The following is a 15882-nucleotide window of genomic DNA, read 5'->3' as shown; positions in this document are numbered from 1 at the left end:
CCCCGCGCCCGGCGCGGCAGCCTCAGGAGTCAGTGCCATGATCCAGACCGGCCTCCATCACGTTACGGCCTTCTCCGGGCAGGCCCTGCGCAACCTCGACTTCCACACCCGCGTGCTCGGGCTGCGGCTGGTGAAGAAGACCGTCAATTTCGACGATCCGGGCACCTATCACCTCTATTACGGCGATGCGGCCGGACGCCCGGGTACGATCCTGACCTTTTTCCCCATCGAGCGGGCGGCCCCCGGCCGCGTCGGGCTCGGCGAGACGCAGGAAACCGCGTTCCGGATCCCCCGCGCCTCCATCGGCTGGTGGACCCATCGCCTGATCGAGAAGGGCGTCGCCCACGAGCCGCTGGTTCAGGTCTTCGGCGAGCCGACCCTGCGCTTCCGCGACCCGGACGGCATGATGCTCGCGCTGGTGGGCGTCGAGGAGGCCGGGGCCGAGGCCTGGGCCTCCGGCGAGGTGCCGGCCGAGCACGCCATCCGCGGCCTGCACGGGGTCACGCTGCTCCTCGACAAGGCGGAGCCCACAGCCGCGATCCTCACGGAGGTGCTGGGCCTGCGCGAGACCGGCCACGAGGGCAACTTGATCCGCTTCGCGGGCAGCGCCGCGCTCGGCGGCTTCGTGACCCTGCGGGCCGTGGGTGGGTTTCTGCCCGGCCGGCCCGGCGCCGGCTCGGTCCACCACATCGCGTTCCGGGCGGCGGACGATGCTGCGCAGGCCGCGATGGGCGAAGCGCTCGCCGCCCGGGGTCTCCACGCCACCGAGCAGCGCGACCGCCAGTACTTCCGCTCGATCTACTTCCGCGAGCCCGGCGGCGTGCTGTTCGAGATCGCCACGGATGCGCCGGGCTTCGCGGTCGACGAGCCGATCGAGACCCTCGGGTCCGCGCTGAAGCTGCCCGCCGGGCTGGAGCCGCATCGGGCCGAGATCGAGGCGGTGCTGCCCAAGGTCGCCTGAACCCTCAAGACCCGCCCCGCAACAGCGCGGGGCGGGATCCAGAGCCTTGCGAGGTTGCCATGACTGACGGATCCCTCGGTTTCATCCATCGTTTCGAGCCCGGCCCCGATGCCGCGCACCCGCTGCTGCTCCTGCATGGGACCGGCGGCAACGAGGCCGATCTCGTTCCGCTCGGCCGGATGCTCGCGCCGGACGCCGCGCTGCTCTCGCCCCGGGGCGCGGTCTCCGAGAACGGCATGCCGCGCTTCTTCCGCCGGCTGGCGGAGGGCGTGTTCGACGAGGCCGATCTGCGCCGACGCACGGGCGATCTCGCGGGTTTCGTGGCGGCGGCGCGCGATCGCTACTGGCTCGGCGCGCCGGTGGCGCTGGGGTTCTCCAACGGCGCCAACATCGCCGCCGCGCTCCTGATGCTGCAGCCGGAAACCCTGGCGGGCGCCGTGCTGATCCGTCCGATGGTGCCCTTCGCCGAGCCCCCGGCGGCCGACCTCGCGGGACGTCCGGTCCTGATCCTGTCCGGCGCCATGGACCCGATCGTGCCGGTGGAGAACGCCCGCCGCCTCGCGGCGCAGCTCTCCGCCGCCGGTGCGCAGGTCGAGCATCGGATCCTGCCCGCCGGCCATGGCCTGTCGCAGGCCGATCTCGACCGCGCGGCGGATTGGCTCCGCGACCTCGAAATTCCGCACGCAGCCTGAAGCACGCGCACTCTCGCCCCACGAAAGGACAACGTCCATGGCCTCCTCGATCGCCCCCGTTTCGACCGCCACCGGAGCGGCCCTGCTGCCGGTGACCGGCCGGGTCCTGATGAGCGCGCTCTTCCTCGTGAGCGGGGTCGGCAAGCTCGCTGCGCCCGCCGCGACGCTCGCGACCATCGAGGCGGCCGGCCTGCCGCTGCCCACGCTCTCGTATGGGGCGGCAACGCTGGTGGAGATCGGCGGTGGCTTGCTGCTGATCGCCGGCTATCGCACCCGGCTCGTGGCCCTGGCGCTGGCCCTCTTCGCGGTGGCCACCGCGGTGACCTTCCACGCGGCTCTGGGGGACCAGAACCAGATGTTCCACTTCCTGAAGAACCTCGCCGTCGCGGGCGGCCTGTTGCAGGTCGCGGCCTTCGGTGCCGGCCCGCTCAGCCTTGATGCCCGGCGGGGTCGCGCCTGAAGCTGTGCCGGCCGGCTGACTTTCCCGCACCGGTTCGGTTCCGTAAGGCTGCGGCCGGGACGCGCATCCGCGCCGTCCGACATGCGGGACTTTCCATGCCGGCCACCGACGCCACGCTCGCCCTCGGGATCATCGGTGCGGGAATCATGGGCGAGCGCCTGCTCGGCGCCATCCACGGGGCATCGGAGCCGCCCGTCCGGGTCGCGGCGATTTGGGACCCGTCGCCGGAGGCCCTCGCCCGGATCGGTGCAGCCTTCCCGACGGTGCCCCGGGTTGCCGATGCCGAAGCCGTCGTGGCGGCGAGTGCCTGCCTCTACGTCGCCTCGCCGCCGGCCTCGCATCTGGGTTATGCGCGGGCAGCCCTGGCGGCGGGCCTAAGCGTCTTCTGCGAGAAGCCGCTCGCCATCGACCTCGCCGATGCCCGCGCTTTCGTGGCGGAGGCCGGACAGGCCGGCGCGGTGAACTTCCCCTTCGCGTCGTCGCCCGGCGTGACGGCGCTTCAGCACTGGATCGCCGAGGGCGCGGTCGGCACGCCGCGGCGCCTCGCCATTGCGCTGGAATTCGCCCGCTGGCCGCGCCCCTGGCAGGACGATGCGGCGCGCTGGCTCGACGCCCGGGCGGAGGGCGGCTTCACCCGCGAGGTGGTCTCGCACTTCCTGTTCCTCACCCGCCGCCTGCTCGGCCCCCTGGATGGGATCACCGGCCGCGTCGAATTCCCGGAGCCCGGCCTGTCCGAGCGGGCGATCACCGTGACGCTGACGGCGGGCGGCATCCCCGTGACGCTGACCGGCCGGGTCGGCGGCACCGACAAGGACGATCACAACACCTGGACGCTGGAGGGCGATGCGGGCGCCGTCCGGCTGCGCGACTGGGCCATCGCCGAGCGCCGTGCTGCCGATGGCCGCTTCGAGCCGGCGCCCGACGCAATCCCCAACGAGAAACTGCGTCCGATCACCCTGCGGCGCCAGCTCGACGGCGTCGTCCGGATGGCGCGGGGCGAGCCCCACCACCTCGCCACCTTCGCGGAGGCGCTCGCCGTGCAGGAGGCGGTCGAGGCGATCCTGGCGCTCTGAGGCGGTGCCGTCACACCTCTAGGAGATCGATCAGGAACGGGATCAGCGGCGCGTCGGCCGGCGGCATCGCGAGGTCGCGCAGGGCCTTCGGCCGGACCCATTTCAGCGCCTGACCCTCCATCGAGCGCGGCGTGCCGGTCCAGCGCCGGCAGACATAGAGCGGCATCAGGAGGTGGAAGTCCGGATAGGCGTGGCTGGCGAAGGTCAGCGGCGCGAGGCACGGCTCCTCGACCTGGATGCCCAGTTCCTCCGCCAGTTCGCGGATCAGCGTCTCCTCCGGCCGCTCGCCGGGCTCGACCTTGCCGCCGGGGAACTCCCAGAGGCCAGCGAGTTGCTTGCCCGCCGGGCGCTCGCTGACCAGCACGCGGCCGTCGACATCGACGAGGGCGACGGCAACCACCAGCAGGAGGCGAAGCGGAGCCCGTTCGGGCGTGCTCATGGCGACACCGCGAAGGTGGCGGCGACCTCGGACGACATCTGGATCGTCCCGGCCTCGATCGGCACGCGCCGCCCCTTGGCGGCCATCGGCGCCGCGAGGGTGCGGTTCGCGAGCGGGTAGGGCGCGCCGCCCGCGGGGCCGAGCGTGCAGAGCGGGCCGAGCTTGACGCCGAGGGCTTCGGCGAGCGCCACGGCCCGGCTGCGTGCGTCGCGGGCCGCGGCCACCTGCAAGGCGGCGTCGAGCTGATCGGGGTCGCGCAGGCCGAAGCTGACGCCGTCGATCCGATTCGCTCCGGCATCGAGGGCTTGGCGCAGCAGGTCGCCGAGCCGGCCCATATCGGCGAGGCGGACGTTCACGAGGTTGCTCGCCCGGTAGCCGTCCGGCTCCTCGCTGAGGCCGCCCGGCCGGGACACGGACCGCGTGGCGGCCTGCAGCGACACCGCGGCGGTGCCGATATCGGCCGCCGGGACCCCGAGGGCGCGGGCCTGCGCCGAGACCCCCGCTACGGCCTTCGAGGCCGCGTCGAGGGCCACCGCTGCGGTCGGCGCGCGCGCTTCGATGCCCACCGTCACTTCGGCAAAATCCGGCGCCCGCGCCTCGGCGGCGCGGCCGATCACGCTGATGTGGCGGGTACAGGCCGAATCGTCGGCCCGGGCCCCGGAAGCCAGCGCAACGAGCAGGATGGCGCCGGCCAGGCCGGCCCTCACGACCGGTAATCCCCGTTGATCTCGATGTAGCCCTTGGTCAGATCGCAGGTCCAGACGCGGGCCTGACCTTCACCCAGGCCCAGATCCACCCGGATGCCGATCTCCGGCTCGCGCATCACGGCGCTCGCCGCCGCCTCGCTGTAATCCGGGTCGCGGGCACCCGCGACGGCCACGCGCACGTCGCCGAACCAGATGGCGAGCCGGTCGCGATCGGCGGGCTCGCCGGCCTTGCCGACCGCCATCACCACCCGGCCCCAATTGGCGTCCTCGCCCGCCACCGCGGTCTTCACCAGCGGCGAGTTGGCGATTGATAGGGCGATCCGGTGCGCCGAGGCGTCGCTTTCGGCCCCCGTGACCCGGATGGTGACGAACTTGCGCGCGCCCTCGCCGTCCTTCGCGACGAGCTGGGCCAGCTCGATCAGTAGGCTGTCCAGGGCGTCTTGAAAGCTTGCCAGCCGCGGATCGGCCGGGTCGGTTATTTGGGCATGGCCGGCCTTGCCGGTCGCGAACAGCATCAGCGTGTCGGAGGTGGAGGTGTCGCCATCCACCGTCACGCAGTTGAAGCTGGTCTTCGTGCCCGCCGACAACAGCGTCTGGAGCACCGCCTGGGGCAGCGCGGCGTCGGTGAACACGAAGGACAGCATCGTCGCCATGTCGGGGGCGATCATGCCGGCGCCCTTGGCGATGCCGTTGAGCGTCACCGTCACGCCGTCGATCGTGGCCCTGCGGGTCGCGAGCTTCGGAAAGGTGTCGGTCGTCATGATGGCGCGCGCCGCCTCGGCCCAGGCGGCCGAGCCGTCCGTGGCCCGGGCCGCGCAATCGGCCAGAACGCCCTCGAAACGCTCGGCCGGCAGCGGCTCGCCGATCACGCCGGTCGACGCAACGTAGACCTCGCGGGCACCGCAGCCCGCCGCCTGCGCGGCGATCTCGACCGTGCGGGCCACCGCCTCTCGGCCGAGGCGGCCCGTGAAGGCGTTGGCGTTGCCGGAATTGACCACCAGCGCCCGCGCCGAACCGTCGGCCAGCGCCTCACGGCACCAATCGACCGGCGCGGACGGGCATTTCGAGCGGGTGAAGACGCCGGCCGCCTGGGTCCCGGCTTCGAGCGCCATGTAGAGCACATCGGTGCGGCCGCTGTAGCGGATCCCGGCCTGGGCGGTGGCGATTCGCACCCCCGGCAGGGGTGGCAGCTCCGGCACGGCGGTGGGCGCCAGCGGGGAGACAGGCGGGGACTTCGCGGACGACATCGGCTCGGGCTCCGGCAGCGCGCGGTGGTGTTCCGCGGGCGGCCCGGTGTTGAGCGCAGGACCTCGGCTGCGTCAACCGTATGCCCGACCATTGATCAGGGATCCCGGCTGCCGTCAGTTTGGGCGATTCCGGCGCAGAATGCGGCGCCTTCGCGGCGGCAGGCTTGCGTCAGGATTGCGTCGTGGCATAGCATGCTGCATCGCAAAGCCAGCGCGAAGTCGAGTGCGGAATGCCCACAGCCGACATCGGGACTGCCTCCAGCACGATGCCCCAGGGCGGCTGCTACCGGATCCAGGTTCTGGTCGTCGGCCGCCACAAGCGCTGGCGCGACGAGGTGGCCGCGCAGGTCCGCCTGTTGGGTTATCAGGTCACCGCCTGCGACCGCGGGGTCGACGCCATGACGGTGCTGGCGCTCGGCCTGCCGGTCGACGTGATGGTGGTGGATTCCGGCCTGCAGGGCGGCCTGTGCTGCGCACAGTTGGCCGTCGAGGCACGGACGCTGCGTCCGGGGCTGCGCATCGTGCTCGCGGGGGATGCGCGCGATGATCGGGAGCCGGAGGCACCGGCCCACATCCCCGACGCGCTGTGGGTCCGGCATGAGCAGCTCCAGAGCGGGATGGTGGCGACCCTGATGCGCGAAGCGCTGGCCGATCGCGCCGCCTGATCGTACGCGCTGCCGGGATATATTGACGACCTGCGCCGGCGTGGGCCCGCAGGGCTGATCGGAGCCGAACCGGTCATCGCACTGCGCGAGCCGTCTGGCGTCTGACAGGGGCTTGATTCCTATCCGTCCAGCAATGCCGTTCCGCGTAGAGCCGGCGGATCAGCATTGGTCGATCGCTCGTGAATCTGGAACTCGTGCCGCAGTTCAGACGACCCTTCCGGCCAAGACCCGAGGATCGGGCCACGCAAAAGCACGATGTTCAAGATCTCGACGTGTGACGCTCATCATCTCGTCCAAGTTGATCGAAAACATGATAGGGTTTGAGTCACATATTTTGGATCTGTTCTTGAATAACTCGAAAACCCTGTTGGGTGCGTAACACGGCGGCTCGTGAAATTTGCTCAGAACAAGGCACGTTTTTCCGTGAGCAGAAGCTGTATTTCGACAATAAAACTTTAGGTTACGTGGTTAAAATGTCACGATACTGTCATGTGCGAATCGCTTGCTGGTAGAGCTAGGTCCCACCAAAGACCGTCTCAGCCAAGGGGCAGGTTGCCGTGATAATAGGAATTCGTATCCGTCTGTACGCGGGGTTCGCTATTCTCGTCGCGATCACCGCCGTCATCGGTGCATTTGCAACCTACCAGCAAGATAACTTGAATCGCGAATACGAGCGGCTGACCTTCATCGGAGAAAGCGCCCAGGAGATCATCGCGATGGACGGCCTCGCCGCCCAGCTCTCAGCCAAAGCCGAGCATTACCGCTTGGCGCCGGAAGCTGCCCAGATCACCGCCATGCAGACGGTGCGGAGCGCATTGGAGGAGATCGCCATACACCGTAAGGCCAAGGCGCTGACCGAGGAGGGGAGAAATCGGTATGACGCCATCGTCGGCAGCGCGGCCGCGATGAAGTCGGATCTGGACCACCTCGCGGAAGCCGGCATCCGGCTTGATGCCGCGAAGCTGCGCCTCATCAAGGCGGGCAACACTATCGCCCACCTCATTGAGGGCCTGCTCGCGGAGATAAACCAGGACGGCGATCATGAAGCGAGGCTGCAGGCCAGCCGCTTCGAGAATGCCGTGCTGGCCGCGCGTCTCGCGGCCGCGCGCTCCGTGATTGATCCGAAACCGCTCTATCAGGAGGAATTTCGGGGCAAGATCGAGCGGGCTCGTGCCGAGCTCCGGGGGCTCGGAGGCCCTCGCCTTGCGGCCATTGCCGGGCGGGTCAAGGAACTCGCGGACGCGCTCGTCACCTACAAGGCGGAGCTCGACAGCTTCCACGAGGCGGCGACTGCCTCGAAGGCGACGTTCGAGACCGGCATCAAGCCGCATACGGACGCCATCGCGGCGGATTGCGCCAAACTTCGGGAGCGGATCCTGAGCGCGTCGACGGCGATCAAGGCGTCGACCGCGGAACTGGCCCTGCGCGCTTGGCGCATCGAGATCGGCCTCGGCGCACTGGCCCTGGTCATCGGCGTCACTCTGGCCTCACTCATCGCGCGCAGCATCATCACGCCCATCGAGGGCATGGTGGATGCCATGGCGCGCTTGGCCGACGGTGACACGGATCTCGTGGTCCCCTCGCAGAATGCCGCTGGCGAACTGGGCGCCATGGCCAAGGCGGTGGAGGTTTTCCGGACGAACGCCATCGTCCGGGCCGAGCTGGAAGCCGCCCAGGCGGCCGACCGGGAGGCACGTGAGCGCCGGGCCGAGCGTCGCGACCAACTCGTCGAGATCTTCGATCAAAGGGTAGCGGCCTCCCTGGAGATCGTCACCCTGGCCACCGACGAGCTCGATGCCACGGCACACTCGATGACGCAGATTGCGGAAGACACGAACAACCAAGCGGTCGCCTCCAGCACGGCTGCCGATCTCGCGTCCATGAACGTGGAGACCGTGGCGGCGGCGGCCGAAGAGATGGTCTCGTCGCTTCAGGAGATCGAGCGTCAGGTGCTCCGCGCCAACGAGGCGGCTGGCTTGGCCGCCCACGAGGCCGAGGCCAGCAACGCCGCCATGGCGAGCCTCCGTGCAGCCTCCGAGCAGATCGGCGCGGCAGTCACGACCATCTCGGGAATTGCGGCCCAGACCAACCTTCTGGCCCTCAACGCCACGATCGAGGCGGCCCGCGCCGGCGAGGCAGGACGGGGTTTCGCCGTGGTTGCGGCCGAAGTGAAGGAACTGGCCAGCCAGACCGGCAAGGCCACCGACGAGATCGGCGGGCTGATCACCGCGATCCAGGCAGCCACAGCGCAGGCGGCCGCGGCGATGCAGCAGATCGCGCACACGATCACGAGCGTGAACGAAATCAGCGGAGCGATCGCCTCGACGGTGGTGGAGCAGACGGCCGCGACCAGCGAGATCTCGCGCAATGCCAGCGAGGCGGCCAACGGAACGCAGCACGTGTCGACCAACGTATCGCGTGTGCTGACGTCTGCCAGCGAGACCGGCAGCGCCGCCTCGCAGGTGCTGAGCGCAGCGGCCGAGCTGTCCAAGCAGTCACGAGCGGTCAAGCAGGAGGTGAGTAACTTCCTGCGCGACATCCAGGCCGTGTGAGTCGGCGATCTGAGCGCCGCACGCGCTCAGATCGCGGCGGCGGGATCCGTCTCGTCGCCGTCGCGGCTGCGCCGCCCGCGCGGCCGACGGTCGAGGAAGGCGCGGCCCAGCGCGCGCAGCGGTGCGGTGAGCCGGCGGGCATCCTCGGCCCGCTCCATGATCCGCTCGCCGTTGCGGATCTCCTTGTCGAGCCGGGCCATCGTCCGGGCGAGCGCCGGATCGTCGTCGTCGAGCCAGACCTGCGTGACGCGGGCGAAGGCGATCACCACGCCCTGGAGCTTCAGCTGGCCGAGCGGTCCCTCGGTGTCGATCCCGGCGGCTGCCAGCATGTAGCGGTGCGAGTTCAGCATCACGCCGTTCAGCGCCAGCATCGACAGCGGCTCGCCACGCAACGCGTAGGCGATCCGCTGTAGGGCCGGCTTGTAGGGCTCCATTGCATCGAGGCGGCGCATCAGCACGTCGAACAGGCGCTCGCGGGTCGGCTCCTCCTCAAGGCCTGAGAGGTCGCCCTCCAACACCTTGCGGTCGATGATCCGGGTGAGGCCGCCGAGGACGGCACCCTTCGATGGGAACAGATCGCGCAGTTCGGCGAGTGTCAGCCCTGCTTCCCGGGCGATGTCGCCGATCTCGATGTCGTTCCAGGGCTGCTCGGCGGCGAGCCGCATCAGCCCCTCGACGGCGGCCTCCCGGGGCGAGAGCTTCGGTGCGCTGCTCTCACTCGCAGCCGTGCTGATCCGAGGCGGGGCCTCGGGCGCACCGCTTTCCGGCGCGACGCCCTCGGATGCACCGCTCGTCTTGGCTGGGCTCGTGGCCTTGCGGGGGCGCTTCGAAGGGCCTTTGCTCACAGTCATGGGTCTGTCGCCCGCTCCTGTCGGTTATTCCACCTGATGTAGGCAGTCCGCCACGGAAGGGCAGGGGTTTCGCGCGGCCATGCCGCACGGGGCCGACCGGATGTCAGTCGGCGAGTTCCCCGGCCCGCCGCCGGGCTGCCGCCACGGCTTCCCGCATCAGCGCGCCGAGCCCGTCCGGGCGCATCAGCACGTCGAGGGCCGCCGCCGTGGTCCCGCCGGGGGACGTCACGTTGCGGCGCAGTTCCGCCGCCTCGGCGGGATTGGCGTCGAGGAGCGCGCCCGATCCCGAAACGGTCGCCCGGGCGAGGCGCCGCGCCACCTCCGGATCGAGCCCGGCCGCGATCCCGGCTTCGGCCAGCGCCTCGACCAGAAGGAAGACATAGGCCGGTCCGGAGCCCGAGACCGCCGTCACCGCGTCGATCTGCGCCTCGTCGGCCAGCCACGCGACGGTGCCGTTCGCCGCCAGCAGGGCGTCCGCCGCGGCATGCTGCCCGGGTGTGACCTGCGGGCTGGCATAGGCCCCGGTCGCGCCGCGGCCGATGCTGGCCGGCAGGTTCGGCATCGCCCGGACGATGGCCCGCGCCCGCTTGAGCCGGCCGGTCAGGTCAGCCACCGTCTTGCCGGCCAGGATCGATACGAGGAGCGTGTCGCGGCCGATCAGGCGGTCGAGCCCGGGGGCGGCTGCCTCCAGCCCCTGCGGCTTGATGCCGAGCACCAAGACGGCGCCGGGCTCCGGGTCCGGCGGGTTGAGGGCGATGCCCCGCTCCGTGCAGAGGGCGACGATCTCCCGGCTCGGCACCGGATCGATCAGCGTGGTGCGGCGCGGATCCAGGCCCGCCGCCAGCCAGCCCGCCAGCATCGATCCGCCCATCTTGCCGGCCCCAGCCAGGACAAGCGAGGCGGGCATCGATGCCGGACGAGGGTCTTGGGCGGTCACGCCTCGCCTTCGGTCTCGAACAGCACGGCGTCCAGGGCGTCGCGGGCGCTCTTGCCGGCCCAGAGCACGAACTGGAAGGCCTGGAAGTAACGCTCGCAGGCGTCGACCGCGGTCTTCATCATGGTGGCGCATTGCGGGTGGGTCGGGACCGCGCCCCCCGTCAGCAGCAGCGCGTGGCGGAACATCACCACGCCGTCGCTCGACCACAGGTCAAAATGCCCGACCCAGAGCTGCTCGTTGATCAGCGCGATGAGGCGCATCACCTCGGTCCGCTGCCGATCCGGCACCTTCAGATCGAACGCGCAGGCGACGTGAAGCGCCTCGACATCCTCGATCCAGGTGAAGGCCACGTTGTAGTCGGTCCAGCGGCCGGGGCTCGTTACCGACATCTCGTCGGTCTCGGCCCGATCGAAGATCCAGTCGCGCAACGACGCCAAACGCTCGACAACGTCGAGCGGATGCTCGTTCCTGTCCGGGTCGTGGAAGTCGACGTTGAGCAGCGGCATGACGATCCAAAATGACGGTCCGGACGAGAAGTCCGGTCCGTCGTGAGCGGTGATGCGAAACCGGAGTGCCGAGAACACTCCGAGACCTGGAACAGCCGGCAGATCTGCGCCGGTGGTGATGCGATCGACTGTCGAAGCTCCGCGGACATCGCCCCGCAGCGCTCGAATCACCCTCTGCCCGACTATAGACCGGCCCTGACTCGCGACACAAAGTGCAGGCCCTAAGCAGTGAACAGGAAACCGGATCGTCGCCGCGGCTTCCTGTGTAAAAGCTCCGGCCGTTGCCGCGCGGACTCAGACCACCTCGCTCAGGCCCGCCGCACCCGCAGCAGCGGAGCCGGATTTGGCCTCAAGGGCTGCGACGCGGGCCGTGAGCGCCGTGTTCTGCGTCTGCAGGCTGGTCACGAGATCGCGAAGCACGTCGAGTTCTTCGCGCGAGGCGATGTCGAGGTCGCGGATCACACGTTCGAGCTGGGCCCGGGCCACGGTCTCGGCCTCGCGGCGCACCCCCTGCGCGGCGCCGGCCGCGTCGGTCATCAGGCGGGCGAGGTCGTCAAACAGGCGATTGGAGGGGGGCATCCTGGTCTCCCGGATCGGCCGGCTGCCGCGACGGCCGCCTGACGGCACAATTCCAGACGACGAGATAGGAATCTTCGAAGGGCCGGGCAACGCCCGGATCGCAGGAAGCGGAGCAGGGCCCGGTCGGGCCCCGCTCCGCACCGGAATCACATGCGGTGCATACGGTGCATGCGGTGATGCATCATCCGGCGATCCATCCGCCGATGCATGTGGTGGCGCATCATGCGGCGATGCGTCATGCGCCGCTCCATGGGCGTCATCCGGACCTGGGTGACGGCATCGGACGTCGTGACAGCGCCCGGCATGGCGGGGGCCGCGGAGGCGGGCTGGACGAGGGCGGCACCACCCAGCGAGGCCAGGACGGCGAAGGCGAAAGTCAGTTTCCTCACGAGGAGACTCCAATTCTCTGATGGCCGGGTATGGCGCCCGGTTCATCCTCCCAGACGGGAGGTGCGGAGAGTCGTCTCGTGCCGCAGGGCGGCACGGCGGGCCGTCGAGGACCCGCCGCCATCAACTGCTGAGTTACAGATTCGTTTCCTCGAACGCCTTGACCCACTCGGCGCAGATCCCGGAGCGCACGATGTCGTTTCGCGTAAACTCAACCACCGGTATCGGCATCATCCGGCTTTTGACGAGATGCATCACGGTACGCAGGCCGGAGGTCTCGCGCAGATCGGTCTGCGAGATGTCTCCGTTGATGATGACCTGGCAATCGTCGCCGATGCGGGTCAGGAACATCTTGATTTCGTTGACCGTGGTGTTCTGCGCCTCGTCGAGGATCACGAGACAGTTCTTGAAGGTGCGTCCGCGCATCACCTCGAACGGGACGATCTCGATGTCGCCGGTCTTGAGGGCGATTTCGAAGGCGGCGGCGCCCATGCGCTCCTTCATGGCCTCGGTCAGCGGGGCGACCCAGGGCGCGATCTTCTCTTCGAGGGTTCCGGGGAAGAACCCGAGCGAGCGGCCCGAGGGCACGTTCGGGCGGGTGATGACGACTTTGGAGATGCGGCGCTGGCGGAGCTGATCCGCGGCGCGGGTGCCGGCGATGAAGGTCTTGCCGGTGCCGGCCGGCCCCAGGACGATGACCTGCGGGGAGCGCGCGAGGGCGTCGAGATACTCGGCTTGGCGTTCGGTGAGGGGCTGGATGGGAGCGAGGTTGCGTTCTTCGTCGAAGCGTGTGCGGTGAATGCGGGACGTGCGGTCTTCAACCAGTTCAAGTCGTGCGCGGCGTCTCTTCATGGATGTACACTCCAACGGGACTTGCCAACCTGGATCTGCTTTTGAACTGCCGTTTACCTGCGTGCTCCCGGATCAACGTCTATCGCGGAACTAATACGGGCCCCTTCCCAAAGGTTCCGCACCGCGCGCGCCCGCCTGTGGAGAGCGTCACGACATGCCGCGCGCGGCCGAATACGTGATGCAACTGTCGCACCAGCGTGATCCGTGCTCCACGATTGCGCGCAGGGTGTGACCAGGGGGTGACGGTAGACTCGGCCGCCGCGAAAAAGTCGTGAGGCTGGCACGGATGCATCAGGCTCGGAATTGGGGAGACGCGAACACGCGACATCCGGCACGATCACGATACCTCCCCGCCCGCGGGGGGCGAAGCCGGCCGACCCTGCCGCCCTGAAACGTCCGGGCTTGGTCGGCGGGACCTGCCTCACCCGGCCTGGATGAAGCTGTCGAGGACCATCTTCCGGCCGGCCTTATCGAAGTCAACGGTCAGCTTATTGCCATCCACGCCGGCGATCGTTCCCGGGCCGAACTTGGTGTGGAAGACCCGCTGGCCCCCCTCGAACGCGGACGGCGTACCGGTCGATTTGGCGATCAGCTCGCCCTCGATCTGACGCGGGCCGCCGGATCGCCCACCCGGTGCCGAGCCGAAGCCGCGGCCGCCCTGGGGCGCCGTGTTGGCCTGCGCCCGCTGCCAGCCCGGCGTGCCGTAGCTCGATCCGAATGGCGTCGGGTTGCGGTCGAACCGCGAGGCGCCGGCGGAGAAATGAGCCGGCGCCTCGACCACGTCGACCGCGGATTCCGGCAATTCGTCGATGAACCGGGACGGGATGGTCGAGGACCAGAGGCCGTGGATCCGCCGGTTGACCGCGAAGGACAGCTTCGCTCGCTTGCGGGCTCGGGTCAGCCCGACATGGGCGAGCCGCCGCTCCTCCTCCAGGCCCGCCCGCCCGCTCTCGTCCAGCGCCCGCTGGCTCGGGAACAAGCCGTCCTCCCAGCCTGGGAGGAACACGGTGTCGAATTCCAGGCCCTTGGCGGCGTGGAGCGTCATCAGCGAGACGCGGTCGGCGCCCTCGGTCTCGGAGGCTTCCATCACCAGGGAGACGTGCTCCAGGAACGCCGCCATGTCGGGGAATTCCTCCATTGAGCGGACGAATTCCTTCAGGTTCTCCAGGCGGCCTGCGGCGTCGGCCGAGCGGTCCTTCTGCCACAGCTCGGTGTAGCCGGATTCCTCCAGGATGGTCTGCGCGACCTCGCTGTGCGGCTGCGACTCCACGAGCCGCGCCCAGCGGGAAAAGCTCTCGGTGAGCGCCCGCACGGTCGAGCGGACCCGGGGCTTCAACTCGTCGGTCTCGCACAGGCGCTCGGCGGCGATTCGCAGGGGCAGGCGGTTGGCCCGGCCGTAGGTGTGGAGCTGCTGGAGCGTGGCGTCGCCGAGGCCGCGCTTCGGGGTGTTGACGATCCGCTCGAAGGCGAGGTCGTCGCTGACATTCACGGTGGCGCGTAGATACGCCAGCGCGTCGCGGATCTCGGCCCGCTCGTAGAAGCGGGGGCCGCCGATCACCCGGTAGGGCAGGCCGAGCTGGACGAACCGGTCCTCGATTTCGCGCATCTGCGCGGAGATCCGCACCAGAACGGCGATCTCCGACAGGGCGTGCTGCTTGGCCTGGAGGGATTCGATCGATTCGGCGAGCATCCGCGCCTCCTCTTCCGAATCCCAGGCGCCCGTCACGGTGACGCGCTCGCCCGGCTCGTCGTCGGTGCGCAGGGTCTTGCCGAGGCGGCTCTCGTTCTTGGCGATCAGCCCGGAGGCGGCGGCCAGGATGTGGCCCGTGGAGCGGTAGTTGCGCTCCAGTCGCACCACCACGGCGCCGGGGAAATCGTGCTCGAAGCGCAGGATGTTGTCGACCTCGGCGCCGCGCCAGCCGTAGATCGACTGGTCGTCGTCACCCACGCAGGCGATGTTCTTCCGGTTTTGCGCCAGTAATCTCAGCCACAGGTACTGGGCGACGTTGGTGTCCTGATACTCGTCCACCAGGATGTAGCGGAACCTGTCCTGGTAGTTGGCCAGAACGTCGGGATTTTCCCGCCAGAGCTTGAGGCAGAGCAGCAAGAGATCGCCGAAATCGACGGCGTTCAGCGTCGCGAGCCGGGCCTGATAGGCGGTGTAGAGGGTGCCACCCTTGCCGAACGCGAAGGCCGAGGCCTCGCCGGGCGGCACCTGCTCGGGGGAGAGGCCGCGGTTCTTCCAGCCGTCGATGGCGTGTGACAGGGCCCGGGCGGGCCAGCGCTTCTCGTCGACGTTCTGGTCAGCGATCACCTGCTTCATCAGCCGGAGCTGGTCGTCGGTGCCCAGGATGGTGAAATCGGATTTGAGCCCGACCATTTCGGCGTGGCGCCGCAGGATCTTGGTGCCGATGGCGTGGAAGGTGCCGAGCCAGGGCATGCCCTCGCCGGCGGGGCCGATCAGCGCACCGATCCGGTGCTTCATTTCCCGGGCGGCCTTGTTGGTGAAGGTCACCGCCAGGATGTCGAATGGGCGCGCCCGGTTGGTGGAGATCAGGTGGGCGATGCGGGTGGTCAGCACCCGTGTCTTGCCGGTGCCGGCGCCGGCCAGCACGAGGATGGGGCCCTCCGTGGTCTCGACGGCGCGCCGCTGCTCGGGGTTGAGGCCTTCGAGATACGAGGCGGCGTCGCGACGGAGCGCGCCCATGGCGCGGGCGGCGATGGAGGAGGACGGAGCGCCGTCCCCGGCGGGCTGCGCATGCGGGTGGTTCTGCATCCTGCTTCCCTGGACCAAATCGCGAACGGCGTCGAGGTGGTTCGGGTGGGGATGCGACTGGAGGGTGTGGGACGGGGTGGTGGATCTTGCCCGTCGGCTGCGGCGTCGCTGTACACCCCGAGCGCTGGGCCGAGCCCGGTCCGCGAGTGCTCGAACAGCTACCGGCAGGGCACCCGAGACGAGACTTGCGTCCCGCGC

At 69.5% G+C, this 15882-nt stretch carries 16 protein-coding genes; 6 read left to right on the top strand and 10 right to left on the bottom strand.

From position 1 onward, the window contains the following. The first annotated feature begins 37 nt into the window (after positions 1-37). The 4 genes from OXS27_RS11250 (at position 38) to OXS27_RS11235 (ending at position 3186) form a co-directional block, all read left to right on the top strand. Complete coding sequence (locus OXS27_RS11250; RefSeq protein WP_267356280.1) at positions 38-961, top strand: ring-cleaving dioxygenase; 924 nt, start codon at positions 38-40, stop codon at positions 959-961. Positions 962-1020: 59 nt separating this feature from the next. Next, positions 1021-1653 carry an alpha/beta hydrolase gene (locus tag OXS27_RS11245; RefSeq protein WP_267356278.1) on the top strand — a complete coding sequence of 211 codons (633 nt, stop codon included), beginning with the start codon at positions 1021-1023 and terminating at the stop codon, positions 1651-1653. Positions 1654-1690: 37 nt separating this feature from the next. After that, positions 1691-2113 carry a DoxX family protein gene (locus tag OXS27_RS11240; protein ID WP_243924081.1) on the top strand — a complete coding sequence of 141 codons (423 nt, stop codon included), beginning with the start codon at positions 1691-1693 and terminating at the stop codon, positions 2111-2113. A 95-nt stretch (positions 2114-2208) separates the two neighbouring features. After that, positions 2209-3186 carry a Gfo/Idh/MocA family oxidoreductase gene (locus OXS27_RS11235; protein ID WP_243924082.1) on the top strand — a complete coding sequence of 326 codons (978 nt, stop codon included), beginning with the start codon at positions 2209-2211 and terminating at the stop codon, positions 3184-3186. Positions 3187-3196: 10 nt separating this feature from the next. On the opposite strand, the gene OXS27_RS11230 is transcribed toward OXS27_RS11235, so the two are convergent. The 3 genes from OXS27_RS11230 to argJ are packed head-to-tail and all read right to left on the bottom strand — an operon-like array spanning position 3197 to position 5579. After that, positions 3197-3625, bottom strand: a complete 429-nt coding sequence (locus OXS27_RS11230) for a (deoxy)nucleoside triphosphate pyrophosphohydrolase (protein WP_243924083.1) — start codon at positions 3623-3625, stop codon at positions 3197-3199. Beyond that, a complete protein-coding gene (locus OXS27_RS11225) occupies positions 3622-4332 on the bottom strand; it encodes an SIMPL domain-containing protein (protein ID WP_267356274.1) in 711 nt (236 codons plus the stop codon). The genes OXS27_RS11230 and OXS27_RS11225 overlap by 4 nt, the downstream gene beginning before the upstream one ends. Then, complete coding sequence (argJ, locus tag OXS27_RS11220) at positions 4329-5579, bottom strand: bifunctional glutamate N-acetyltransferase/amino-acid acetyltransferase ArgJ (RefSeq protein WP_267356272.1); 1251 nt, start codon at positions 5577-5579, stop codon at positions 4329-4331. The genes OXS27_RS11225 and argJ overlap by 4 nt, the downstream gene beginning before the upstream one ends. A gap of 230 nt (positions 5580-5809) precedes the next feature. On the opposite strand from argJ, the gene OXS27_RS11215 reads away from it, so the two are divergent. Continuing rightward, a complete protein-coding gene (locus OXS27_RS11215; protein ID WP_243924086.1) occupies positions 5810-6244 on the top strand; it encodes a histidine kinase in 435 nt (144 codons plus the stop codon). 656 nt (positions 6245-6900) lie between these two features. Continuing rightward, positions 6901-8796: a HAMP domain-containing methyl-accepting chemotaxis protein gene (locus OXS27_RS11210; protein ID WP_267356268.1), complete on the top strand. Its 1896-nt coding sequence runs from the start codon at positions 6901-6903 to the stop codon at positions 8794-8796. A 26-nt stretch (positions 8797-8822) separates the two neighbouring features. Here OXS27_RS11210 and OXS27_RS11205 read toward each other — a convergent pair whose 3' ends face one another. From OXS27_RS11205 to OXS27_RS11175, 7 genes are all read right to left on the bottom strand, one after another. Next, complete coding sequence (locus OXS27_RS11205; protein ID WP_267356266.1) at positions 8823-9647, bottom strand: TetR/AcrR family transcriptional regulator; 825 nt, start codon at positions 9645-9647, stop codon at positions 8823-8825. 103 nt (positions 9648-9750) lie between these two features. Beyond that, positions 9751-10554, bottom strand: a complete 804-nt coding sequence (proC, locus tag OXS27_RS11200) for a pyrroline-5-carboxylate reductase (protein ID WP_267356264.1) — start codon at positions 10552-10554, stop codon at positions 9751-9753. Positions 10555-10580: 26 nt separating this feature from the next. Further along, the gene (locus OXS27_RS11195) at positions 10581-11090 is read right to left on the bottom strand and encodes a YbjN domain-containing protein (protein ID WP_243924094.1); all 510 of its coding nucleotides are present in this window, start codon (positions 11088-11090) and stop codon (positions 10581-10583) included. Between the two features lie 294 nt (positions 11091-11384). Continuing rightward, positions 11385-11669, bottom strand: coding sequence for an accessory factor UbiK family protein (locus OXS27_RS11190; RefSeq protein WP_243924096.1), 285 nt, complete (start codon positions 11667-11669; stop codon positions 11385-11387). A 146-nt stretch (positions 11670-11815) separates the two neighbouring features. Then, complete coding sequence (locus tag OXS27_RS11185; protein ID WP_267356261.1) at positions 11816-12058, bottom strand: hypothetical protein; 243 nt, start codon at positions 12056-12058, stop codon at positions 11816-11818. Positions 12059-12191: 133 nt separating this feature from the next. Beyond that, positions 12192-12908 (bottom strand): PhoH family protein, encoded by a 717-nt coding sequence (locus OXS27_RS11180; protein WP_243924100.1) that lies wholly within the window; start codon positions 12906-12908, stop codon positions 12192-12194. Positions 12909-13329: 421 nt separating this feature from the next. Beyond that, on the bottom strand, positions 13330-15684 hold the full coding sequence (locus OXS27_RS11175) for a UvrD-helicase domain-containing protein (protein WP_267356259.1): 2355 nt from the start codon (positions 15682-15684) through the stop codon (positions 13330-13332). Between the last annotated feature and the right edge of the window lie 198 nt (positions 15685-15882).

The organism is Methylobacterium sp. GC_Met_3 (genome assembly GCF_026540775.1).
GTDB lineage: Bacteria > Pseudomonadota > Alphaproteobacteria > Rhizobiales > Beijerinckiaceae > Methylobacterium.
This window is presented reverse-complemented; position numbering and strand designations above follow the sequence as displayed.

What these genes read in the sequence shown, in the direction of transcription:
- OXS27_RS11175 (WP_267356259.1), bottom strand. Translation starts at nt 15,684, where the DNA reads ATGCAGAACCACCCGCATGCGCAGCCCGCCGGGGACGGCGCTCCGTCC.
- OXS27_RS11215 (WP_243924086.1), top strand. Translation starts at nt 5,810, where the DNA reads ATGCCCACAGCCGACATCGGGACTGCCTCCAGCACGATGCCCCAGGGC.
- OXS27_RS11205 (WP_267356266.1), bottom strand. Translation starts at nt 9,647, where the DNA reads ATGACTGTGAGCAAAGGCCCTTCGAAGCGCCCCCGCAAGGCCACGAGC.
- OXS27_RS11230 (WP_243924083.1), bottom strand. Translation starts at nt 3,625, where the DNA reads ATGAGCACGCCCGAACGGGCTCCGCTTCGCCTCCTGCTGGTGGTTGCC.
- OXS27_RS11195 (WP_243924094.1), bottom strand. Translation starts at nt 11,090, where the DNA reads ATGCCGCTGCTCAACGTCGACTTCCACGACCCGGACAGGAACGAGCAT.
- OXS27_RS11240 (WP_243924081.1), top strand. Translation starts at nt 1,691, where the DNA reads ATGGCCTCCTCGATCGCCCCCGTTTCGACCGCCACCGGAGCGGCCCTG.
- OXS27_RS11245 (WP_267356278.1), top strand. Translation starts at nt 1,021, where the DNA reads ATGACTGACGGATCCCTCGGTTTCATCCATCGTTTCGAGCCCGGCCCC.
- OXS27_RS11190 (WP_243924096.1), bottom strand. Translation starts at nt 11,669, where the DNA reads ATGCCCCCCTCCAATCGCCTGTTTGACGACCTCGCCCGCCTGATGACC.
- proC (WP_267356264.1), bottom strand. Translation starts at nt 10,554, where the DNA reads ATGCCCGCCTCGCTTGTCCTGGCTGGGGCCGGCAAGATGGGCGGATCG.
- OXS27_RS11180 (WP_243924100.1), bottom strand. Translation starts at nt 12,908, where the DNA reads ATGAAGAGACGCCGCGCACGACTTGAACTGGTTGAAGACCGCACGTCC.
- argJ (WP_267356272.1), bottom strand. Translation starts at nt 5,579, where the DNA reads ATGTCGTCCGCGAAGTCCCCGCCTGTCTCCCCGCTGGCGCCCACCGCC.
- OXS27_RS11235 (WP_243924082.1), top strand. Translation starts at nt 2,209, where the DNA reads ATGCCGGCCACCGACGCCACGCTCGCCCTCGGGATCATCGGTGCGGGA.
- OXS27_RS11250 (WP_267356280.1), top strand. Translation starts at nt 38, where the DNA reads ATGATCCAGACCGGCCTCCATCACGTTACGGCCTTCTCCGGGCAGGCC.